Consider the following 21,979-nt stretch of genomic DNA (forward strand, 5'->3'; position numbering starts at 1 on the left):
GTCCCCCGCCTCAGCCGGTCAGTTCCGCCAGGGCCTCATCGAAGAGGGCGGTGTGTACATCCACGTCGGCCTCGGTGGTGTCCGGGCACATCAGTGCCATGTTGTGGAACGGGGTCATCAGCACGCCCCGATTGGCCATCCACAGGTGCAGAAAGTCTTCCAGCTCGGCGTCGGCGCTGTGCGCGGACTCGGTGCCGGTGCGGGGCGGGGGCGAGGCGAAGCGGTACTCGGTGCGGGCCCCGAGGCGGCTCACCGACCAGGGCAGTCCGTATGCCTCGATGCTCTTGCGCACGCCCTGCTCGAAGCGCTCGGAGAGAGCGCACATGGCGGCGAAGGCGTTGTCGGTGAGGACGTGCTCCAAAGTGGCGCGCATGGCCGCGACGGAGAGGGCGTTGCCGGCCAGGGTGCCGCCCACCCCTCCCATGTCCACCAGGTCCAGGTCGCTGCGACGCAGCAGCCGGTCGGCCAGCTCCTCCGAAAGGCCGTACGCGCCGGCGGGGATGCCGCCGCCGATGGCCTTGCCGAGGGTGAGGATGTCCGGCCGCAGGTTCCACGCGCCGGTGCAGCCGCCGGGACCCGCCGAGAAGGTGTGCGTCTCATCGTTGATCAGCAGGGTGCCGTAACGCCTCGTCAGCTCGCGGACGCCCTCGAGATAGCCGGGCTCCGGCAGCACGATGCCGATGTTGGTGAGGGCCGGCTCCATCAGCACCGCGGCCACGTCGCCATGGGCCAACTCGCGCTCCAGACCCGGCAGGTCGTTGAACTCGGCGACCCGGCTGGTCAGCGTGACGTCGCAGGGCGCGCCCACATTGCCGGGCCGGCTGGCACCGTGGCCGTCCGCGCCGACCACGATCAGGGATTCGTCCACGCTGCCGTGGTAGCAGTAGCTGTTCACCAGGATCTTGGAGCGGCCGGTGACGGCCCGTGCGAGCCGGATGGCCCAGCGGTTGGCGTCGGTCGCGGTGAGGGAGAAGGACCAGCGGGGCAGACCGAAACGGCGGGCCAACTCGGCGCCCACCCACTCGGCGTCCTCGGTCGGCAGCATGGCGGTGGCGCCGCCCGAGGCACGGTAACGACGGTCCACCGCCTCGGCCACCGGAGCGGGGGAGTGCCCGGCCATGGCGCCGGTGTCGCCGAGGCAGAAGTCGATGTACTCATGCCCATCGATGTCCCGGACCCGAGCGCCGCGCGCTCCCTCCAGGTAGAGCGGAAAGGCGGCAGCGTTCTTGTTCATCCAGGTCATCGGCACGCGTCCGAACAGGTGCTCCGCGCGCTCGTAGGCGGCCTGCGAGCGAGGGTTGCGCGTTGCACTTTCGGTGATCTCCCGGGCCAGGAGGTGCCGGAGTCGGCTGCGGTCCACGAAGTACCTCCCCTACGACTGATGGCGATGACCGTACAGCAGAATCTCGTGGAAGAGAACAATTCAACGCTTGATTCGATCGTCATGGCGCTCGGATCGAGCGTCAGTGTAGGGCCGCCGTAGGGTCCGGTCGTCTTTTGGGACGGGCGCCCGGTGGGCCGAGTTCGTGCCTGTCGGCACATTGTCAGCGCCTCTGGCCGGCTGTCATGCTCGCTTCACCCCCACACCAGGAGCTGCAAGGAGCGCGCGTGAAAGATCTCCGAGCCCCACAGCTCGCCGATGTCCATGGCCGGCCCTCCGCCGAGACGCAGTCGAGCCGGGGCAGCAGTCGCCGGAACCTGCTGCGCGCCGGGGCCGCGACGGCAGGACTCAGCCTCCTCGCACGCGCCCCCGGGGCGGTGGCCGATGAGCGCGCCGGCACCGCTCGTGCGGACACCCCGAATGCGGGGGGTTACCTCGTGGGCCGGGGCATCGCCGACGCCACCGGCGAGGTGGCCGAGGTGGGCATGATGGGCTACGGACGCGTCGACCAGCAGGCTCAGGGGTTGCACACACGCCTACGGGCGCGGGCCTTCGTCATCGCCGACGATGCCGCTCGTGATCGGGTGCTCCTTGTCGTGGTCGACGCCGGCATGATCTTCAGCAGTGTGCATGAAGCGGTGCTCCGCGGCCTCGCCGAGCGCTACGGCGATCTCTACACCGCCCGCAATGTCATGATCGCCGCCACCCACACCCACTCCGGCCCCGGCGGCCACTCCCACCACCTTCTGTACAACCTCACCACGCTCGGCTTCCACGCGAAGACCTTCGACGCGATCACCCACGGCATCCTGGAGGCCGCCGGCCGGGCGCACGACGATCTCGCCCCCTCGGAACTCATTCTCACCCACGGGGAGTTGCGCGACGCGAGCGTGAACCGGTCCCGCGTGGCCTTCGACCGTAACCCCGCAGACATCACGGACCACTTTCCTGGCGCGATCGATCCCCAGACGACGCTGCTGCGCGTCGAGCGTGGCGGGCGGCTGGTCGGGGCCGTCAACTGGTTCGCCACCCACGGTACGAGCATGTCCGGCGACAACAGGCTGATCAGCGCCGACAACAAGGGCTACGCGGCCTACCACTGGGAACGCGAGGTCGCCCGCGCGGACTACCTGGCAGATACGACACCGGAGGTCGTCACCGCCTTCGCGCAGACCAACGCCGGCGACATGTCGCCCAATCTCGACCTCAAACCGCCAACCACCCCGGCGGACTTCGAGCGCACCAGGGCGGGCGGCCTGCGTCAGTACGAGGCGGCCGCCGGTCAGCTCGAGCAGGCCGGCACCCGACTCAGCGGCGGCGTGGACTCCCGCCTGGTGTACGTGGATCTCTCGGGCGTCACAGTCCAGCCGGAGTTCACCGGTGATGGCCGTACGCATCGGACCGCCAAGCCTGCGATCGGGGCGTCCATGGCCGCCGGCAGCACGGAGGACGGTCCTGCCTTCCCCGGTTTCCAGGAGGGCGAAAACCCTTTGTGGGACGCGGTCTCCGACTCGGTCATCTACACCGCCTCGCCCGAAATGCGCGAGGCACAGGCGCCGAAGGACATCTTCGTACCGGTGGGCGAGATGAACCGCCTCTACCCGTGGGTGCAAGAGCGGGTCCCGGTCCAGCTGCTGCGGATCGGCCGGCTCCATCTCATCGGCATCCCCGGCGAAGTCACCATCGGTGCCGGCCTGCGACTGCGCCGCACGGTGGCGCAGACCCTCGGGGCCGAGCTGGAGGACGTGCTCGTGGCGGGCTACGCGAACTCCTACTTCCACTACCTCACCACGCCGGAGGAGTACGACGCCCAGCAGTATGAAGGGGGAAGCACGCTCTTCGGCCGCTGGCAGCTGCCCGCGCTGCAGCAGGTCTCCGCGGAGCTGGCCCGCGCCATGCGCGACGGCACGACACCGCCGCTGGGCCCCGTGCCCCCGGACCTGTCGGACAAGGTGCTGGCCCTCCAACCGCCCATCGTGGCGGACGCGCCACAACTGGGGAAGAGGTTCGGGGACGTCCTGAGCCAGCCCGGCGAGGCCTATCGGGCCGGCGACCGGGTGGTCGCCGTGTTCGCGGGCGCCCACCCCGGCAACGACCTGCACCGGGGCGGCACCTACCTGCGCGTGGAGCGGCTCGACGGCAGCACATGGCGCCCGGTCGCCGACGACGGGGACTGGTCGACGACCTTGCGGTGGGAGCGCGACGGGATCGCGTCATCAAAGGTGACGGTCACTTGGGACATTCCGCAGGGCAGCACGGTCGGCAGTTACCGCATCAGCTATCACGGTGACGCCAAGCGCCTCACGGGCGGCGTCAGCGCCTTCGCAGGTACCACGCGCACCTTCAGCGTGCGGTCCTGATCTCCGGCCGCGGCATGACGGGCTGCCTCACCGTCACGTAGCAAGAGCGGACGACTTCGGCCGTGCCAGAAGGGCCGCGCCGTAACCGAGCGTCGCCGTTCGCTGTTCAACACCAACAGGGTATCGCCGTAAGGCAGTTCACTCTTGAACAACTCTGATGCCAGCTGATAGGCACAGATCAACATCCTCGATACGGGGGTGGGGCGGTCCATGTCGAACATCATGTTCATCGCCGCAGCGACGGCGAACGCGACTACGCCGGGCTGGCGCGGCTGATCGACAGCGGATCGGCACGGTATTTCACCACGGAGGACTGCACGGATTGCACCGGACGCGACCTGGTCGCGATGTGGCGGGAAGAGTTCGGCTTCGACGCCGGGACCTGGCCCGGCTGCTGGAAACGCACCCGTTCACGGACCAAGGCGGACTGCTCTACGGGAACGCCAAAGCGCTGGTGGTCTTCGCACGCGGGACACTGGACACTCCGCCGCGGTGGACCGGATTCTTCCCCGACTGCCCCTCGAGCCGTCAGTGTCAGCAGATAGCTGAGCCCCTCCGTACCCATCGCTGAGGTATCAACTCCCTTGTCCTCGACGGCTCAGGTGACTCCCGAGTCGGTACATCGCGGGTGCGCGCGTCTTCGCGAACGAGTGCCGCAGCAGCCCGTCCCGGTTCCTGCGTCGTCCTCTCCCGGCGGCGGCTGACGGCCGCTCAGGATGGCCCCCGGAAAGCCGGAAGATGGCGTTCCGCCATGGAAGACCGTGGTGATCCCAAACCCCGCCTGAGTGAACACTTATGGATTCTTGAAGATCTCGCTCCAACGATGATCGGCCTCGATCGGGTGCCTATGGTCATTCGACGTCGGCCTGCACGACAGGGCCGGCGCTACCCCCCATACCCCCGGAGGACGATCACCATGAGCCCTCGCCACCGCAGACGCCCGACGTCCCATCGGCGCCGTTCCGGCCGCGCCACCGGATTGCCGATGCGCAGGCTGGCACTGGCGGCGGGAGTGCTTACGGTCGCCGCCGGCGTCGGCACCGGCGTGGCTGTCGTCAGTTCGGGGGGAGACGGCGCAGCGGTGGCCGAGGCCCGACCAGCCTCGGACGGCGTCGCTTCCTCGGCGTCCCCCATGGCCGAGGAGGCGACGCCCACCACCGCTTCCCCGACGGCGTCCAAGACCGCCTCCCCAAAGCACAAGAAGACCTCGGCCAGGCCGACCCCCACGCGCACGGTGAAGAAGACGCCCACCCGGACCGTCGAGCGGCCCGCCACGCGCAGTGCGACGACGGCTGCCCGGAGCAACCCGGCGCCGCGGCAGGCGCCGCCCGCGGCCACGGGTCAGACCGCCCGCGTCCTCCAACTGGTCAACCAGGCGCGGTCGGAGGCCGGCTGCAGCCCGCTGTCCAGCAGTGCGAAGCTGACGGCGGCCGCCGAGAAGTACTCCGACGTGATGGCGCAGACCGGGCAGATGTCGCACACCGGTCCCGACGGCTCGCAGGTCAGCGACCGAGTGGAGCGAGAGGGCTACGTCTGGTCCGCCGTCGGCGAGAACATAGCCCAGGGCCAGCCGGACGCGGACGCAGTGATGGACGCCTGGATGAACAGCGAGGGCCACCGCGCGAACATACTCAACTGCTCCTTCAAGGACATCGGCATAGGCGTCCACGAGGGGGACGGCGGTCCGTGGTGGACCCAGGACTTCGGCACCAGCGGCTAGTGCCGCGTCAGCCAGGGTTTGCCCCGCTCGCCGCCCTGGCACGGCCATCCGCTGCGTTGCCCGATCGACCGAGTAGGCCCACTACGAGGCCGATCCGGCGCTTTGCAGCTGACCGCACCAGGTCACCTCGCTACCGGGCAAACCCTGGCTGACGCGGCACCAGAAACAGCGGTGAGCGGGGAGCCACAGCCGCGCCTTGACGGCAGTACGGAGAAACCGCCCCCGGCACTGGAATGAATCCCTGCTCGAGCCCGGGTCCCAGAAGCAGCCGCCTTCTTCCGGCCGTCCGGCGCTGCACCTCGGTGCGGCGCCTGCGGTGACCGGAGAAGGCGGCTCTACCGGCGGTGCCGTCTCCGCAAGGTCTTTGCCCGAAGCCGCAGGGCTCCGTGGACCAGGGCCCGGACGAGGGCCGGCGGGCATGCTGTTCCCACCGCCGCGCGCAGGCGTTCGTCGAGCAGTGCGTCCGCTGCGGCGCGCACCATCGGTGCGGCAGGAGATGGGAAGCGGTCGGTGAGGAGAACGCGGGTGGCGTCCATCAGCGCCCGGCCTTCCGCGGTGACTGCGAAGTACTGGTTCTCGTAGTCGTCCGTCCAACAAGCCAGCGCCTCGTACGAGTCGGGTACTCCCTCGATGCCCATCCTCTCGGCCAAGCCGCAGTAGAAGCGGTGAGCCGCGATTTTCTCCGCCGCCGTTGTGCTCCGCCAGCCGTGTTGGTCGATCCAGCGCATGGGAGTGATGCAGAAGGCGGCGAGGACGTATACGAACTCCTCGTTGCCTACGGGCAGGTGCGCGTGGATCCGGTTCAGGGTGGCCACCGCTTCGCGTCCGCCAGACGCGTCGAGGCCGTGCTCGATGATCGCGTACATCAGCGTGCCGGTCGCCTTGGCTCTGACCTTCGGCTGTCCGGTCATCTTTCCGGTGCCAGCCAGCACGCGGGCGATGCTGGGGACGCCGAAGACCCGGTAGAAACCGAGGTTCAGTCCCAGCTTGAGGTCCTCCGGGCAGTCGACCATGGCCAGCCGCCGGTACACCGCATGGGCCTGCTCCTGGTCGTTGCCCACGCGCGTTATGGCATCACCGCGGCTCACTGTCGTTCCGCCTTGGCCAGGACTTGGGAGACCAGAGGGCTGTCCAGGTGGCGGGCGACCGCGACCAGGTGTTGCCGTTCGGCGTGCGCAGGCACCCCGATCCCAGGGGGCTGCTCGCAGGGCCTTTCGGGGGCCTGTCCGGACTTCAGGGCTTGCAGCGCGCCTTTGAGCGCGGCTGCCGCGGCGAGCGCGTCGCGTTCCGGCGTGGGCAGGCCGTGCTCCTGGCCGAGGCGCCGTGCTGTGTCCACGATGTCCTGGGAGGTCCAGGGTCGCAGCGCCAGTTGGCCGTCGCGAATCTCGCCGACGCGGCCGAGAGTGTGGAAGTCCCAGGTCGATCCGGCGGGGGGACTGGTGAGAATGACGGCGGGGTCGGCACGGGTGACCGTGGTCCAGAGGGTCTCCAGGGCGCGGAAGTCGCGGCGTCGCTGCCGGCGGGTCCGGATGGCGGCGTAGACCCATCCACCGGCCTGGATCACACCGCCGAGGGAGGCACAGGCGGGCCCGAGGTCCGTGCTCAGGGGATCGAGTGCCGCTGTGCCGAGTGCTCCGCCGCTGATCGCGATGATCTTGCAGATGGCATAGCCGGAGACGATGGCGCAGCCGGCCGATGTGCGCAGGAGTCCACGGCGCAGGACCGGGTCCCGAACTTCCTTCGCTCGCCGCCAGCAGACGTACATCATCGACCACAACGCCGCGCCGAAGCCGGCGAGATACACCATCAGGTAGCCGAAGATGGCGGGTCGGCCGGCGAAGGTGGTGTCGAAGGTCAGCGGAGTCTCACGGGCAGGCAGGTCGGCGGAGAGGAACAGGGTCACCATGAGCGCGATCACGGCAGCGTACGGCGGCACGACCCGCCGCAGCGCGGTCCTCACCGTGCCCGGCGTCTCGTCGCCCTCGGGGGCGCCGGCACGGTCGGGTGACCACAGCAGCACCAGCACGAGGAAGAAGGCACAGCAGACGGTGATGGAGGTGTAGACGACCAGGGTCGCCAGGTTGGAGATGCCGCTGGCCTGTCCGATCCGTCGGTAGACGTCCGGCGCGGCGGAGATGAAGCCGGTGCCGGCGGCGAACCCGGCGCTGGCCATCAGCAGCAGGCCGGGGATGCGCTCGCGGGACCAGTCCAGCGCCTTGTAGGCCGCCAGCGCGTACATGACGGCGCCCACCGACAGGTAGGTGATGGTGAACGGCGCCTCGAGCTCAGACATGGCGTCCCTCGCGGTGGACCAGAGACGGTGCGATCTGGGCGGCGGCACCTTCATCGGGCTCGAGATTCAGCTCGAGGTACAGCAGGCGTCCGACGGTCTCGGCTTGGTGCTCGGCGGGGTCGTCGTAGTGGGAGCGTCCCAGTACTCGGCGGATCACTGCGGGGTTGATGGTCACGCGCCGGGGTTGATGGCCGAGCAGCAGATGCGCCAGTTCATGGCACTTGACCAGATTCTGGTGGGCGCAGCTGGTGTGCCGGGGGTAGAAGATGCGGTCTTCTGTCAGGTACTGCTCGTACTCACCCGACGGCTGACCCAACGGGACGTCCCGCTCGATGAACACCAGCCGGCGGCCGGTCCGGGCCTCGTACGCGGCGACCAGCTGGCTGAGGGTCGGGTGCGCAGGCAGTCCAAGGTTCTTCAGTAATCCCCTGACGCGGCGCCTCTCCGCCCGCATGCCCACGCCGATGCCCTCCCCCTCCGGCAATAGCCAAGATGTCACGAGTGGAGCGCTGCCGGGCTCGCTCACTGCCGACTTCCCCGCTGCTTCTTCGACTGGAAGCCGGCGGCCCGGCGGAGCTGGTCCACCAGAGCGCCGACGGTCTCCCGCATGTCCCGAGGCAGTCCGGCAACGCCCTCGGCTATGGCGCGGACCTGTTCGTCGCGGAGCAGCTGCGCATCGGCCTGCGTCGCACTGCCGGCGGTACGGTAGCTGCGGCTCACTGGTTCACCGCGGCGCTCCTTCTCGATGGCCTGCAGGTCCTCCTCGACGGCTTGCACATACGGGTCGTCATCCGGCAGGAAGAAGTACTCCACGCGCACGCCGTAGAGGTTCTGCGCCAGTATCACAGCCCGGTCTGCCCGAGGCACAGACCGGCCGTTGAGCAGATTGCTGACCTGGCTGACCGACAGGCCCACCTGATCCGCGATCTCCCGTTCCCGGTATGGCCGTCCCAGGTCCGCGGGGTAGAGCACCTGGTTCAGGCGGCGGAAGCGCTGCCCGAACCGCAGGGCAGCGTCGTGGTCCTCGCGCCGGTGACCGTCCGCCACTCCGTCCGGCTGATGTGACGACATGTCTGTGGATCTTAGGGGACCTCGGCCCGACGCGACCTGAGTCATCCGTAAAAAACTGAAAGACGCGAGGCAGATAGATAAATAAAACGGGATGAGATGGAACGAGATCTTCTGAATTTATTGACAGGCCCCGTGCGCTGGCAGAGGATCACTACTTGTGGCACACATCCGGTGCCGGGCCGTCCGCGGGGGAGTCGGCCCGCACCGGGACGACTCGGGCTGCCATCGGTCCGCGGCGCGATCCGGTCGGCGTTTCTCCTTGCGCGACAGCGATCACGCCGAGCGCCGGTACGTATAAGCGGCGCCAGCGGTCGACCGTCCTTGCGTGGCTGTCCACCCTGGAGAGCTACGACACCCCTCAAGCGCGTGGCCCTCAGTCCGTCGAAGCTCCCCGAGCCGCCGATCGTCGGCCAGGGAGGTGCCCACCGACGAGCCGGCCCCGCTCGGCCGGCTTGTCGAGGTGGACGCGGACGGCCGGTCCGTCACCGTGGTGGGCCACCTACGGATCGTGCGATGACGGCCCCGCCGTGGACGTGCTGGAAACGGGTGGCAGCGTGGTGCTGTCCGCATCTGTCGTCGGGACGAAGGACGGTCCCTGCACCGGCGAGCCGCGCGGCGAGAAGGTGACGGTGAAGCTGGACCGGCTCCTTGGCGACCGTGTGCTCCTGGACGCGTTCACAGGCCGACCGGTGCCGTATGGGGAGCGGAACGGGCCCTCGCCGAGCTGGAGCTGAACCACCGCAAAGCCAGGGGCCAGCTGGTCGAGGAAAGGACAGCCACGGCAGCTGTGGATCGGCCGACTGGCGAAAAGCGCCGCTGGGGTACGACGCCACCGAGCGGTGCTGGTCGTGCTGAGGCTCCCGGTCACAGCCCTCCATGTCACCCAAATGGGTTAACAAACGGCGCGTTCCCCGCGGGCGAGGGTCAGGGTGTCAGTGCAGGCTGCGGGCCTCAGCCCCGGTCGGAGGGGAAGACGCGGCATCGCGGGATGGACGGCGGCGAGAAGCAGGTACCGGAACAAGACGCGGACAGCGTATGCGGAGGTGGGAGGATTCATGCGGGACAAACCGCTGAGCAACATCGGCGCCCGGCTATTCCGCAAGCGCCGCGACGTCTCGTCGCAAGACTCACAAGAGCGGTCGATGCCGACCGAATACGGGCTCGACCCTACGCTGGTCAACGGCTTCGTCGATGGCACGCTGGACCCAGAGGGCGAGGCGACACTCGCTCATCAGGTAACGCGGATCATGCCGTTCCACTGGACCTTGCCCAACCCGATCGCAGAGAAGATGTCGCGGATCGTCGACCATCTTGGTGATCAGCGTGCTCTGCTCGCCTGGCTGGACCGCCACCCCGGCCGGCCACGGCTGGTGGCGCGACTGTACGTGCTCATCGGCTTGCTCGACCGGTTCAGTGCCGTGCCTGCGGTCGTGACCGCGTTGCGCGAATTGCGGGAGCGGACGCCCTACCCACCGGGTCTCGAGGAATACCTGGTCCCGGCCACCGATGATGAGACACTCGCCAGCCTCGCCTTCAAGATCGAGTCACTGCTCGCCGAGGATCGGAGCGACGATGCCGTTGAGCTCGCGGTAGCCACGATGGCGATGCTCCAGAAGGTGGCGCCGCGGGCCGCCGAACTCGACCCCGAGGTCCGCGACATGGGCGAGCTGATGGAGCAGATTCGGCAGGACATCCTCGCGGCGGCCGCCGACGACTGAGGCCCGCCACGCCCACGCCGCCAGGGCCGCGGCCGGGGATGGCGCAACGTTGTCATGGGCGGGTGCCGACCTCGGCGTGTGCGGTGTGGTCGAGTGTCCAGCGGTGCTCGAGCTCGTACCGGGAGCCGGCACGTCGCTCGACCACCACCTCGGCGGAAGCCCGTTCGCTGTTGGCGCAGGTGGCTGTCGCCCCGTCCGGATCGGTGTAGCTCAGCGTCACGCAGTCGTCGGGGTCCTGGCGTACCTCGATGCGCAGCCTGCGCCGCCCGACCCGGCCTTGCACCGACCATTCCGGCAAGCCGATCCGGGCTTTGAACAGCGGGGAGGCAAGCAGCGGATCGGTTGGCCAGTCCCGTCCGTCGACGCGCAGTTGCAACAGGGGCAGCGGCGGGAGCAACCGCATGCCGGGCCGACGGGCGACGGCGGCCACCACTTCCAGGACGTCCCGGCCGCCCAGATCGGCGTGCAGCCAGGCCCAGCGCCGGGCGTTGCCGTGTCCGGCGATACGGGCGACGGCACCCCTGGCTCCCGACAACTCCAAACGCTCCGGGCCGATTTCGAGGACACCGTGGAAGCTTGCGTCCGGTGCGGGCACGATCTGCGCGGCCGGCAGGACTCCCCGCTCCCAGGCCCAGCGAGGGAAGGTGTACAGGGGCGGGCCGTCCTCGTGAACGTCCAGCTGCCATCGGATCGGGCCGGCGCACCCCATCAGCCGGGTACGCGAGGCGCGCACGTCGGGAGTCGCAAAGTAGTCATCGCCCTGGTCAACCGGCTTGGATCCGGCCGTGAATCGCTCAGTCACCGGAGGTCTTCCGGGGATGAAGACCGAGACCCAGCCGTGTGCATGGGCAGGTGAGCCGTCCGGCGGGGTCACCACCTCATGGTGGATCCACACCCCGGTACCGGTCCGTGGGTCGGTCAAGGTCGCATACCAGACCTCCAACCTTCCCGGCCGGCCGCGCAGCCGCGGCGGGTAGAGGCGGGCAACGGCATCCTGGTCCTGACTCATCGTCCTTCTTTCAGTTCACCTTGCGCTGCATGCCTTTCCAGTACGGCTCCCGAAGCTTGAACTTCTGGACCTTCCCCGTGGCAGTCTGCGGGATCGCGGTGCGGAACTCCACAGAGGTCGGCGCCTTGTACCCGGCCAGGCGCTGCTTGCAGTGCGCGATGATCTCCGCTTCGGTGACCGTCGCGCCGTTGGCCGCGACCACCAGTGCCTTGATCGTCTCTCCCCATTTCTCGTCCGGCACACCGATCACCGCCACCGCGGCCACCCCCGGGTGCGAGAAGATGCAGTCCTCCACCTCGATGGAGGACACGTTCTCGCCGCCGGTGACGATGACGTCCTTCTTCCGGTCCGAGATCGTCAGGTGTCCCTCGTCGTCGATTGACCCGCCGTCGCCGGTGTGGAACCAGTTGTCCCGCAGCGCATCGGCGGTGGCCTCGGGGTTGTTCCAGTAACCGTCCATGATCACATTCGACTGGGCCAGCACCTCGCCGGAATCAGCAATACGCAGCCGCGTCCCCAGCGCGGGAACCCCGGCCCGGGACAGCTTGCGCGCGCGTTCCTCGGCGGGCCGGGCCTCGTCCGCCGGGCGGGAGCGGTTGAAGGTCAGCAGCGGGGAGGTCTCCGTCAGTCCGTAGATCTGCAGGAACTCCCAGCCCAGTTCGTCACCGATGCGAGCGATGGTCCGGCTGGGCGGTGGCGCACCGGCGCACACGACCCGCACCCGATCGCGGCCGGGAATCTCCCCTTCCCACCGCTGCGCCGCCTCGAGCACCGCGTTCCACACCGCCGGCGCGCCGCACATCAACGTCACCCCGTGCCGCTCGACGCGGCGGAGGATCTCGGCGCCGTCCACCTTGCGCAGCACGATCTGCTGGGCGCCGAGCCCGGCGAGGCCGAAGGGCATTCCCCATCCGTTGCAGTGGAACATCGGCAACGTGTGCAGATACACGTCGCGCTCCCAGGCGCGGGTGTGCATGGCGAGGGTGACCGCGTTGACCCAGATGTTGCGGTGGGTCAACTGCACGCCCTTGGGCCGAGCGGTGGTACCCGAGGTGTAGTTGATGGTGGCCGTCGCGTTCTCGTCCGGCGACGCCCATGGGACCGGCTCGGTGGCGAACCGCAGCAGTTCCGTCTCGGTTTGCTCGCCCAGCACGAACCGGTGCGCCACCTTGACGTCGGACAGCGCTGCTTCGAGTTCCGGATCGACGAGCAGCACGGACGCGCCGCTGTGCTCGACGATGTAGCCGACCTCGTGACGGTTCAGCCGGAAGTTCACCGGCACACAGATCCGGCCGCTGCTCGGCACCGCGTGCAGAAGTTCGAGCAGGCGTGCGGAGTTGTGGCTGACAACCGCCACACGTTCGCCCGCACTGATCCCCAGCGCATCCAGGCCTGCCTGCCAGGCGCGGACCCGGTTGGCGAGATCGCGATAGGTGAGCTGCCCGACAGTGTCCGCCGGTTGGCTGGGCTCGTCGACCACGGCCACACTTTCGGCGAAGCCGGTCTCGCCGCGCTCCAGGAAGTCCGTGACGCTGAATGGGACGTGCATTGCTCTACCTCCACAAGGATCGGCACGGCGTTGGTGCAAACGGCCTTGCAACACGGTAGCCCGGTGCAACCGCAACAACTTCCGTGGTTTTGCCGGACGTCCACATGCGTGGGGAATTCTTACGCACCGTCCGCTGAGCCCGGCGCCAGGACCAGCCCCCGGCTGCCGTCAACGCGGACGGGCCGGCCGTCGGTGAGCCTGTCCGTGCCGTCCGTTGTGCCCATCACGGCGGGGATGCCGTACTCGCGGGCGATGATCGCCGCGTGGGACGCCGCGCCTCCGCTGTCGACGGCGACCGCCGCCGCGCGCTGGAAGAGCGGAGTCCACGACGGGTGGGTGTAGGGCGCCACGAGCACGTCGCCCGGCAGCAGCCGGCCGAACTCGCGGGCGTCGCGGATGATCCGTGCCGGGCCGTCGGCGACGCCCGGGCTGCCCGGGGTTCCGCGGAGCAGGACGTCGCCGGGAACACGCCCCGGTGGGCCGGTGGCGCCGGCAGGACCGGCTGCCCTCAGAAGGCGGGGGTCCACCAGCGGGGTGTCCCCGAGGGCGGCCCGCTTCCGCTTGCGCCGCTCGACGATCGTGCGCAGTTCCTCGGAGGGCGGCCAGTCGCGTGCCAGCTCCTCGAGCCTGAGATGGAATACATCGTCCGCGGTATCGAGCGCGTCTGCGTCGGCCAGCCGGCGCCCGAACTCGAGCAGGATCCGCCGGACCACAGGGAGCGCCAGGGTCAGATAGAACCGGGTGTCCTCTCGGATCCGCACGAACCACGGGATCAGGTCCAGCGCCCGCACGGTGACGGACCGCAGCGGTGGCACCCGCATCAGGGGGTGTGCCAGGATCTCCTCCCGCACCACCTCATCCGCCGGGCGGCCGCGCTCGGCGGGCGGCTCGGCGGCAGCGAACCCCTTCAGCAGGCCGAGGACGACCTCCGGGGCCGCGCTCCACGTCGGCTGCGTGGCAAGGACCGGCGAGACGGTCTCCCGGTTCCCGTAACGGTCGAGGAAACTGCGTAGTTCGGCCTGGAAAGGATGGGATGCGAGCGCGTCCCACAGCTCGCCGGGCTCGTGCGAGGCGAAGATCTCCCGCAGTCGGGGATCGGAGCGGATCCGGGTGGCCAGCTCCTCCACGGCCCGGTTGACCTGAGCCGTCTTGATGTCGCCGGACGAGAACAAGGCCGCCATGCGATCCCTGCGGCCGAGCACGCACAACAGCAGATACACGTACGCGATGGCGGGCACGGTCCGCGGGAAGTACCGCAGGCGCAGTTCGAGCACCGGGTACATCAAGGAGAGCGCCTTGCGTACGGCGGCGTGCAAGTCGCCCCACCGGAGGCGGCCGAGATCCCGTCGCTCCAGGGCTCGCACCTGATCGATCCACCGGGCCAGGTCCGGATCGTCCTCCCAGGTCCGCGGGTCGTGGCGAACGGCGCGGCGGAGCAGCTTGGCGGGCAGCAGCAGCGCCTTCGGCGTGGGTATCGGCAGCCGTAGCGGGGCGAGCCGGACGGCCACCCCGTCCTCCTCGACGAAAGTCCACCACATTGGCGAGACCGAGAATCCGGAGAACCGCAGGAACTGGCGTCCCACGCCAAGCAACCCGCCGGTCCACGTGGTGACATCGAGCGGGTAGGGACGAATGGGGAAGAACTCCGGCACGAATACGGCGGCGGCGCGCTCCAGGGGGTTCGTCTTGGGCAGTGGCCCGGGCTCGGGCGGGAGGGCGGTGACGGGCCGCGACTGAAGGAGGTACGCCGTCCCGTCCGCCCACGCCCACTCGATGTCCTGCGGAGCGTTCCCGAAGTGCCGCTCAACCGCGACGCCGAGCCGTACGAGCTGCCGGAAGGCGGGGCGGGGCAGCGCGGGGCGGGGCGGTGCGCTGTGGCCGCGGGGCTGCGCCAGCTGTTCGGTCCCACCGCCGGGCCGGGGGCGTACGACCACTTCGCGGCGGCCCGGCCGCGCCTCCTTCAGCCGCGGCAGTCGGCTCCGCTTGCCAACGACGAAGTGGTCGGGCGTGGTCAGGCCGGAGACGACGGCCTCGCCGAGCCCGGCGGCGGCGTCGACCACGATCTCGTCGCGCGCCCCGGTCACCGGATTCGCCGTGAACATCACGCCCGCGTACGCGGCGGGCACCATGCGCTGCACCACGACCGCGACGCCCGGACCCCGGTCCCGTTCCTGATACCGGTCGGCTTGTCCGATGTGGTGCCGCTCGCGGTAGGAGACGGCGCGCTCGGTCCACAGCGATGCCCAGCAATGGCACACCGCGTCCAGCACCGCGATCTCACCCACGACGTTCAGTCGGCTCTCCAGCTGCCCCGCGAACGCCGCCCCGGGCAGGTCCTCCGCAGTCGCACTCGACCGCACCGCCACGGCGCCGGCGCCGAGCTCCCGGTAGGCGCGCCGCACGGCGTCGGCCACCTCGGCCGGGATCCCGGCCGCCTCGACCGCCCGGCGGACGGCCGAGCCATCCGGGGCCTCTCGCAGCAGCTCGGCGAGCCGATCACCCACTCCGCTGTGCTCCAGGGCCAGCTCGTAGGCGTCCGTGGTCACCACGAATCCGGGCGGTACGGGAAACCCTCCGCGCACCAGCTCACCGAGGTTCGCGCCCTTGCCCCCGGCCCGGCCGAGATCGCCGCGCCGGAAGGCACCGATCGGGGAGACGAACGGGGTCGCCGCCATGAGCTAATTCTACGCCTGCTGAATTCGAGAGGACCTGGCGGCGGATGGCGTGCCAGGCCCTGCGATGCCCCGCGCTGCGGGGCCGGACTCCGGTCACCACAGCTGCATGCGCCCAGCGAACTGCGCGGCCAGGCGCATGGCCGGAGTGCCGTGTCCGCGGAGGCCTGGCTCCGGATGGTGATCAGGGATCGGGTGGTGACCAGCTCACCGAGGTTCGCGCTTGGCCTCATGGGCGCCGACGACGCGTCCGTCGCTCATCTCGACGGCGCGGGCGATGGCGTCCTCATCCAAGGGGCGCAGCCACCTGAGGTCGGGGACTGCGGCGTCGATGCCGTAAACCGCGAGGCGGTCGGCTGCCTCCAGCGCCCGGTGCACCATCGGCCCCCCAGCTGATGACGGCCCCGTCGCCGCCGGTCCGCCGAAAGCGCGCGCCGCCAACCGATTATTGGTCGGTCGGCCGCGGTGGCCGTACCGGTGGTCGACGACGGCAGCTCCCTGCTCGACGAGGTGGTTCAGGTACCGACGGGTGACCACCGTGGAGATCCCCACCAGGTCCGCGACGGATTCCGCGGTGCGCGGCTCCTTCGCCGCTTCGCGCCAGTCCTCGAAGTCCGGGTGGGCGCTAGCTGCGCCCACGGGGCCGAGCGCCACTGCGCATATGTACAACGTGGACTAATCGCGCAGTAGGCGTATAGCCGGCACGGAACCGTCAGGATGTACGGAGACGGGACCGTTCCAACGTGGGGCCCAGGTATCGCGCGGCCAGGTGGACCGGCGCGCGTAGATTTCGCGACGGTACTGTTCCATGCGTCCCTCCTCAAGGTGGCCGAAGAGATCCTCGGCGACTCCGGAGAATGCCTCGACCCGCTTCCGGTTAAGTCGGAAGACGTGGTCCGTGCCGACCACCGCCTCAACGTGGGCGGAAGCCGATACGAGCTGAGTATGCGAGGCGGAGAGCCCACTGTGGTTGCCCTTGCACGCGATCGGGAACGACGCGAGAGGGCTCGCCGGGCCTCCATACCTCGGCGAAGAACTGCGGGCGGTACCGGTAGCGCCCGACCTCGGGCCGGAGTCCCTGCTGGTCAGGGCCCACCCTGCGCGCAGGGCCGTGTCGGCTGGCACGATCGAGACGAAGTGATCCGGATAGCGCCTGCTCAGGAGTCGTGTGGCGAGCGCCGGCGCGGCCGAGTTCTCCCGACTGAAGCGCCTTGTAGTAGTCCGCGGTCTCCCGGCCCTCGACTGAGAGGGCCATGAAGGAGTCCGAGTTCCCGGTCAGAGCCTGGTTGTACTTCAGGCAGCCCCAGTGTTCGGCGGCCTGGAGCGCCGAGCGCTGTTCCTGCGTCATCCGCTCCAGGCAGTGCAACCGACCCCAGGCCGCGGCGAGTTCACCGGTCACATGTTCCAGCCGGGCTTCGTGCTCGCTCAGGTCTCCTTCGAGCTTGCGCTGCAGACCGGGCGTGCGCTGCCTGTCCAGGAACTGCGAAGCCTTCGCCCACGCCCAAGCCCGCTCCGGGGATCCCAGCCGTTCCTCCCAATCGGGATCGCCGGCGCTGTCCACGAGGCGGCCTGCCAGCAGAGGGTGAGCGGCGCGTAGGACGCCCAGCAGCTCGGCGCACCGACGCGTGCGGTGCTCCCGCCGGTGCGCGGCGGCCAGTGCCTCCAGGGCCTCGGCATAAGCCTCCACGTCCTGATTGCGGAGAGCCTGCACAAGGGCCATGGACTCCGTAGATGGCTGCGCGCCATAGCCGGGATCGCAGTGTCTTGCCCGTAGCCAGGTGGGCCCGAAGCGCGGTGCCGGCGGTCGCCAACTGGCGGGCCTTCTGGGCGGTCAGGCCCTCGGGCACGGTCACCAGGCGCAGGCCCAGCGCGAGCGCGAGGAAAAGAACAGTGTCGCCATCGCTTCGAACGAAAGTTTTAGCGGATGGACGAAGACGTTCACCGATCCCCGGCTCTGCGCGGCCATCGTCGACCGGCTGACCTTCAACGGCGCCATCATCCAGACCGGCACCGAGTCCTACCGCCTCGCCCACACCAAGGCCCAAGCCGAACAAGCCCAGGCCAGCTGACCGGGCGCCACACGGGAAGAGCCGCCTGACAACCAGCCGAACCAGCGGCCGTCCAGAAGCCGCCATGACGCTGAACCTGCGACGCGGGTCAAGCCATGAGCAGGCGGAGGCCGAGATCTGCCGCGTCGAGGTCGGCGAGGTCGCTGTTGCGCCTGGCCCACCGGCCGGAGTCGAGGTCATCGCTGAGGCTTCGCACCGCCCGCTGCTCGGCCTCCGGCCCGACCCTCGTCCACACCGACATCGCACGGCGCACGTGATCCTCCAGATACACCCCCGGTCGGCGCCAGTACGCCTCGAACAGGCCGTCAGCGCAGTCCCACGGGATGGGCACCGCCTCAGCGGGCACCGATCGCGTCGGCCATCCCAGCAAGCGAGGGAAACTCTGCGAGGACGGTGGCCACCTAGGCCAGCACCTCCCGCAGCCGCTCCACGTCGCCCGCCGAATAGGCCCGGTACCCGGCCGCGGTCCGCGCCGACGGCCGAACGAGCCTGATCTCGTCATAGTGATGCAGCGTGCGGACGCTCACGCCAGCCAGCTCGGCCACGCGTCCCACAGTCCAGTGATCCCCCACGGCACTGACTATGCAGCCTGACGCCACGTGAGGGTCAAGAGCCTCACTCACGGCAGCAAGAGCCGAACGCGAAGCAGCGGTCCGAGGCGACTCCTGCAAGCCAGAGCGATGGTCTGGTTCAGAGAAGCCTGGAACCGGAAGGAGTGGCCCCGCAGCGCCCGAGTGACATCAAAAGTCACTGACATTGATCACGATGCCCGTTCCAGAATGACTCCCGAAGTCGCTCCGAAATGACTCCCTCGGAAACTGACGCAGCCACAGGTGCTGTCGGCCGGATCGTGGACACTGCGGTGGATGAGCCCAGGGTGCTTGGTCCCACGGCCGAACCTATGTGGGGCACAGCACCTGGTGGGCTGGAGGCGGGGTCACAGGCTGGTGATGGGTTGCCCGGTAAGCGCTTGGGCAATCTGCCAGAGCTGACCGCCGCGGGACGCCTTGACGAGCACAACGTCATCTGGGCAGAGGATGGATTCGAGGTAGGCGGCAGCGGTCTCGTTGTCGCGAACAATGCCAATCTCGGGAACCCCCGCTGCTCCTGCCGCGAGGGCGAGCTGCTTAGCGAGGTCCCCGCCGACCGCCAAGACGAGATCGACGCCGACTTCCGCCGCGAAGCGCCCGATCTCGCGGTGGGCTTCAACGGATTCGTCGCCCAGCTCCAGCATCTCTCCGAGTACGGCGATCCTCCGGCCGCCTACGGCCTCGGTCGTCTCGCCGACTGCCTCGGTCATCAAGACTCTCCGTTGTGAATCAGGGGCGCGAAGGTGATCGCGCGGCCGGTGTAGGAAGGTGACAAGCGGCTGAGGGGGACGCGATCATGCGTCTGGCCCCAGGCTGACGGGTCTCGGATGAAGATCGTCGGCTCGGGGCCGTCCTCGTAGCCGCGAAGGATGACGAGGTGGCCGCCTGAACGGCCGTCATCGGGGAACTGCTCGGTCACGGACACGATGAGCGGGGCGTCATCGAGGCGGCCGAGCAGTTCTTCGACGGGAACGGGCTCTGCGAGAGAAGGCACTCCCAGGTGGGTCGCCAGGCTCGCGATCCCCACGTGAAGTGCTCCACGCGGGGTCAGAACCTCATGCTTGACCGCGAGTTTCAGGAGTTCCGTCACCGTGGGCGCCTGGTGCCCGTAGGCGAGCAGGATCATTCTCAGCGATGCCAGGCCGCACGCCCGGTTGGACCATTCGATCCTGTCTCCTAGTGCCCAGCCCCCGTGTAGATCCCACTCGGCGGGGGTGATGAGCTGACGGCACATGGGGACTTCGTGGACGCGCGGCACAGCGGCAGGCTCCTACGGGGAGACGGCAGCCTCCCGCGTCAGTGTGGTGCTGGAGAACGCGGGAGTGGGCAGGGGGACATCGTACGGCGGGCGGGTCAGGGCCTCGTGCAGCATGGCCAATACGACGTCCGTGTGCGTGAGTCCGACCATTGCCGCCCCCACCGCGAAGTTGCTGTCACGGGACATGCCCGGTGTGCTGTTGACCTCCAGCACGTACGGCCCGCCGTCCTCGGTGAGGATGAAGTCGATACGGGCTGAACCGCGCAGCCCGATCCCGTCCCACAGCGTCCGGACGTCCCCCGTGATCTTGTCCAGCACATCGGCCGCCAGCTCGGCGGCGCGCACGGTTACGGTTCCCCTGGAGTCCACGTCGAGCTTCGTGTCGGCGTCATAGAACTCGGCATCGGTGGCTTCGGTGGCCAGCGGCGGAAAGACGATGACGGAGCCGCCCGGAAGCTCCAGCAGCCCCACGGTCAGCGGCGCGCCGCTGACGTAGTCCTCTACGAGCACGCCCGCGCCCTCGTCGCCGGCAGCGTCTGCCAGGGCGCCGGGCAGCTCGGCCGGGTCGTGTACGAGGCTCATGCCCACGCTGGACCCGCCGAAGGGCGGCTTGACCATCACGGGGGCCCGTTCCAGGTCGCCGGGCCGCCGGTCCAGACCTGCCAGCCAGGCGTAGGGACGCCAAGGGTCAGCATCATCCGCTTGCACAGGATCTTGTCGGCGGCCACCGCGGATGCCCCGACTCCGCTGCCGCAGTAGGGCACGCGAAGGTAGTCGAGCAGGCCCTGCAACCGGCCGTCCTCACCGTACGGCCCGTGGAGGTTCGAGAGAGCCACTTCGTACCCGACCAGGTCCATGATGAAGTCCGGTTCGCACGGGTCCAGCACCTGCCAGCGGGCGCCGATCTCCTCCAGCGCCTCGGCCAGGGCAGTGACGGATCGCTGTTCGACGGGGCACTTCGAGTGGTAGAGCCTGTCCTCGGCGGACACCGGCCCGTAGATCAGGGCGACGCCGAGGCCCTGGCGGCTCTGCCCCCATGTACGCAGCTCCTCGGCGGCCTTCTGCATCGCGAGGTGCGAGCTGGGGCTGAGGAAGAGAGTCATGCGAGTACCCCTTCGAAGGTGTTGGTGACCGGACCGCCGACCCACTGAGTTCGGTTCGGCCGGGCGTCGTGTGGCCGGACCATGAGCGGCTCCCCGGCGCGGTTGTGGACGGTGACGGCGCGTTGTGCGACCAGTCCGCGCATGGTCGCGACGATGACGGCTGCGACTGCCCCGCTTCCGCACGACAGGGTTTCCGCCTCGACGCCGCGTTCGTAGGTGCGGATCTTCAGCGCCTGGCTGCCGGCGGATTGAACGAAGTTGACGTTCGTGCCCAGCGGGGCCAGGTCGGGATGGTGACGGACTATGCGACCGACCACTACCGCGTCGATGGCGTCCACGTCGTCCACGATGGCTACGACGTGCTCCGTGCCGGTGTAGGCGCTGTCGAACCAGGTCGGCCTGCCGTTGATGACCGTCTGCAAGCGCCGGGGGAGGATTTCGCCCACCTCGGCCGTGACCCACACGGAGTCGTCCGACACGATCGCCTCGTGCACTACTCCGGCCATGTGGAGACTCATCTGCTGAAAGCCGTGATCGCGGCGAGCGGCCCAGGCGGAGCATCGCAGGGCATTGCCGCACATCGTTGCGATCGACCCGTCCGCGTTTAAGCAGGTGACGTCGAGGACGGCGGGGTCCTCACTGACCAATCGACTGATGACCAGCCCATCCGCGCCTATGCCGGTACGCCTGGTGCACAGGCGCTCGGCCTCCTTGGGCCAGTTCTTGTCGTCGTCCGGTTCGAGGCCGGAGAGCAGGACGAAGTCGTTTCCTGTGCCGTGGATTTTGCGAAAGCGCATGACAGTGCTCCTTGCGTGTTGAGGTGAGAAGGATGGTGCGGTGTCCGAGCGGGCTGCGATCAGCGGCGTTCGAGGGGCCGGTAGGTGGTCCGGGCCTCTCGCATGATCAGCGGGGTGGGTCCGGCGAAGTGCAGAACGCGGTGGGCCGAAGTGCCGGCGGACCTCATGTCCTGGATCCGCTGATACTGGCCGTCGAGGAGGAGGAAGTCGCCAATGCGGACATCGGTGGGCGGCCTGGTGGCCCCTACCGTGCCGACAGGCGGAGGAGGCACGGAGGGCTGCTCCTTGGTCCTGCGCTCGTACATTCAGCCTCTCCAGATGCCCAGCAGGAGGGAGCCGCCAATTGCGACGAGGCTTACTACGTAGGCGAGTTGCTGGTTTCGAGGACT

The 21,979-nt window shown here is 69.1% G+C and carries 21 protein-coding genes and 2 pseudogenes; 5 read left to right on the forward strand and 18 right to left on the reverse strand.

The window, feature by feature from the left end; translation table 11 throughout:
• Positions 1-10: 10 nt before the first annotated feature.
• Positions 11-1,360, reverse strand: a complete 1,350-nt coding sequence (locus ACY34J_RS11785; RefSeq protein WP_462726416.1) for a transaminase — start codon at positions 1,358-1,360, stop codon at positions 11-13.
• 338 nt (positions 1,361-1,698) lie between these two features.
• Between ACY34J_RS11785 and ACY34J_RS11790 the strand changes: the two genes are divergently transcribed.
• Positions 1,699-3,741 carry a neutral/alkaline ceramidase gene (locus ACY34J_RS11790; RefSeq protein WP_462726476.1) on the forward strand — a complete coding sequence of 681 codons (2,043 nt, stop codon included), beginning with the start codon at positions 1,699-1,701 and terminating at the stop codon, positions 3,739-3,741.
• A 985-nt stretch (positions 3,742-4,726) separates the two neighbouring features.
• Entirely contained in the window at positions 4,727-5,461 is a 735-nt protein-coding gene (locus ACY34J_RS11795; protein ID WP_462726415.1) for a CAP domain-containing protein, read from the forward strand.
• A gap of 335 nt (positions 5,462-5,796) precedes the next feature.
• On the opposite strand, the gene ACY34J_RS11800 is transcribed toward ACY34J_RS11795, so the two are convergent.
• The 4 genes from ACY34J_RS11800 to ACY34J_RS11815 all read right to left on the reverse strand — a co-directional run bounded on the left by ACY34J_RS11800 (position 5,797) and on the right by ACY34J_RS11815 (position 8,825).
• Positions 5,797-6,522 (reverse strand): oxygenase MpaB family protein, encoded by a 726-nt coding sequence (locus ACY34J_RS11800; protein ID WP_462726414.1) that lies wholly within the window; start codon positions 6,520-6,522, stop codon positions 5,797-5,799.
• Positions 6,523-6,545: 23 nt separating this feature from the next.
• On the reverse strand, positions 6,546-7,754 hold the full coding sequence (locus tag ACY34J_RS11805) for an MAB_1171c family putative transporter (protein WP_462726413.1): 1,209 nt from the start codon (positions 7,752-7,754) through the stop codon (positions 6,546-6,548).
• Positions 7,747-8,214, reverse strand: a complete 468-nt coding sequence (locus ACY34J_RS11810) for a hypothetical protein (protein ID WP_462726412.1) — start codon at positions 8,212-8,214, stop codon at positions 7,747-7,749. The genes ACY34J_RS11805 and ACY34J_RS11810 overlap by 8 nt, the downstream gene beginning before the upstream one ends.
• A gap of 62 nt (positions 8,215-8,276) precedes the next feature.
• Positions 8,277-8,825 (reverse strand): helix-turn-helix domain-containing protein, encoded by a 549-nt coding sequence (locus tag ACY34J_RS11815; RefSeq protein WP_462726411.1) that lies wholly within the window; start codon positions 8,823-8,825, stop codon positions 8,277-8,279.
• A gap of 527 nt (positions 8,826-9,352) precedes the next feature.
• Between ACY34J_RS11815 and ACY34J_RS11820 the strand changes: the two genes are divergently transcribed.
• Positions 9,353-9,559 carry a hypothetical protein gene (locus ACY34J_RS11820; RefSeq protein WP_462726410.1) on the forward strand — a complete coding sequence of 69 codons (207 nt, stop codon included), beginning with the start codon at positions 9,353-9,355 and terminating at the stop codon, positions 9,557-9,559.
• 321 nt (positions 9,560-9,880) lie between these two features.
• A complete protein-coding gene (locus tag ACY34J_RS11825) occupies positions 9,881-10,543 on the forward strand; it encodes a hypothetical protein (protein ID WP_462726409.1) in 663 nt (220 codons plus the stop codon).
• 52 nt (positions 10,544-10,595) lie between these two features.
• Here ACY34J_RS11825 and ACY34J_RS11830 read toward each other — a convergent pair whose 3' ends face one another.
• The 5 genes from ACY34J_RS11830 to ACY34J_RS11850 form a co-directional block, all read right to left on the reverse strand.
• Positions 10,596-11,552 (reverse strand): hypothetical protein, encoded by a 957-nt coding sequence (locus ACY34J_RS11830; RefSeq protein ID WP_462726408.1) that lies wholly within the window; start codon positions 11,550-11,552, stop codon positions 10,596-10,598.
• A 10-nt stretch (positions 11,553-11,562) separates the two neighbouring features.
• Positions 11,563-13,101 carry an AMP-binding protein gene (locus ACY34J_RS11835; protein WP_462726407.1) on the reverse strand — a complete coding sequence of 513 codons (1,539 nt, stop codon included), beginning with the start codon at positions 13,099-13,101 and terminating at the stop codon, positions 11,563-11,565.
• 119 nt (positions 13,102-13,220) lie between these two features.
• Complete coding sequence (locus ACY34J_RS11840) at positions 13,221-15,776, reverse strand: PEP/pyruvate-binding domain-containing protein (protein ID WP_462726406.1); 2,556 nt, start codon at positions 15,774-15,776, stop codon at positions 13,221-13,223.
• Positions 15,777-15,980: 204 nt separating this feature from the next.
• On the reverse strand, positions 15,981-16,412 hold the full coding sequence (locus tag ACY34J_RS11845; RefSeq protein ID WP_462726405.1) for a transketolase C-terminal domain-containing protein: 432 nt from the start codon (positions 16,410-16,412) through the stop codon (positions 15,981-15,983).
• A 274-nt stretch (positions 16,413-16,686) separates the two neighbouring features.
• A complete protein-coding gene (locus ACY34J_RS11850) occupies positions 16,687-17,493 on the reverse strand; it encodes a hypothetical protein (protein WP_462726404.1) in 807 nt (268 codons plus the stop codon).
• 139 nt (positions 17,494-17,632) lie between these two features.
• On the opposite strand from ACY34J_RS11850, the pseudogene ACY34J_RS11855 reads away from it, so the two are divergent.
• Positions 17,633-17,842, forward strand: a pseudogene (locus ACY34J_RS11855) (ATP-binding protein); the annotation flags it as partial.
• An 88-nt stretch (positions 17,843-17,930) separates the two neighbouring features.
• Here the strand turns inward: ACY34J_RS11855 and ACY34J_RS11860 are convergent.
• The 8 genes and pseudogenes from ACY34J_RS11860 to ACY34J_RS11895 all read right to left on the reverse strand — a co-directional run.
• A pseudogene (locus tag ACY34J_RS11860) lies at positions 17,931-18,240 on the reverse strand (MerR family transcriptional regulator); the annotation flags it as partial.
• A 3-nt stretch (positions 18,241-18,243) separates the two neighbouring features.
• The gene (locus ACY34J_RS11865; protein ID WP_462726403.1) at positions 18,244-18,369 is read right to left on the reverse strand and encodes a MerR family DNA-binding transcriptional regulator; all 126 of its coding nucleotides are present in this window, start codon (positions 18,367-18,369) and stop codon (positions 18,244-18,246) included.
• 410 nt (positions 18,370-18,779) lie between these two features.
• On the reverse strand, positions 18,780-19,142 hold the full coding sequence (locus ACY34J_RS11870; protein ID WP_462726402.1) for a glutamate ligase domain-containing protein: 363 nt from the start codon (positions 19,140-19,142) through the stop codon (positions 18,780-18,782).
• Positions 19,142-19,666: a C39 family peptidase gene (locus tag ACY34J_RS11875; RefSeq protein WP_462726401.1), complete on the reverse strand. Its 525-nt coding sequence runs from the start codon at positions 19,664-19,666 to the stop codon at positions 19,142-19,144. The genes ACY34J_RS11870 and ACY34J_RS11875 overlap by 1 nt, the downstream gene beginning before the upstream one ends.
• A 36-nt stretch (positions 19,667-19,702) precedes the next feature.
• Complete coding sequence (locus ACY34J_RS11880; RefSeq protein ID WP_462726400.1) at positions 19,703-20,272, reverse strand: D-alanine--D-alanine ligase family protein; 570 nt, start codon at positions 20,270-20,272, stop codon at positions 19,703-19,705.
• 35 nt (positions 20,273-20,307) lie between these two features.
• Entirely contained in the window at positions 20,308-20,793 is a 486-nt protein-coding gene (locus ACY34J_RS11885) for a D-alanine--D-alanine ligase family protein (RefSeq protein WP_462726399.1), read from the reverse strand.
• Positions 20,790-21,590 (reverse strand): diaminopimelate epimerase, encoded by an 801-nt coding sequence (gene dapF / locus ACY34J_RS11890; protein ID WP_462726398.1) that lies wholly within the window; start codon positions 21,588-21,590, stop codon positions 20,790-20,792. Before dapF ends, ACY34J_RS11885 begins: the two co-directional genes overlap by 4 nt.
• Before the next feature lie 59 nt (positions 21,591-21,649).
• Positions 21,650-21,862 carry a hypothetical protein gene (locus tag ACY34J_RS11895; protein ID WP_462726397.1) on the reverse strand — a complete coding sequence of 71 codons (213 nt, stop codon included), beginning with the start codon at positions 21,860-21,862 and terminating at the stop codon, positions 21,650-21,652.
• Positions 21,863-21,979 lie beyond the last annotated feature (117 nt).

This window comes from Streptomyces sp. HSS9-12 (assembly GCF_054963655.1).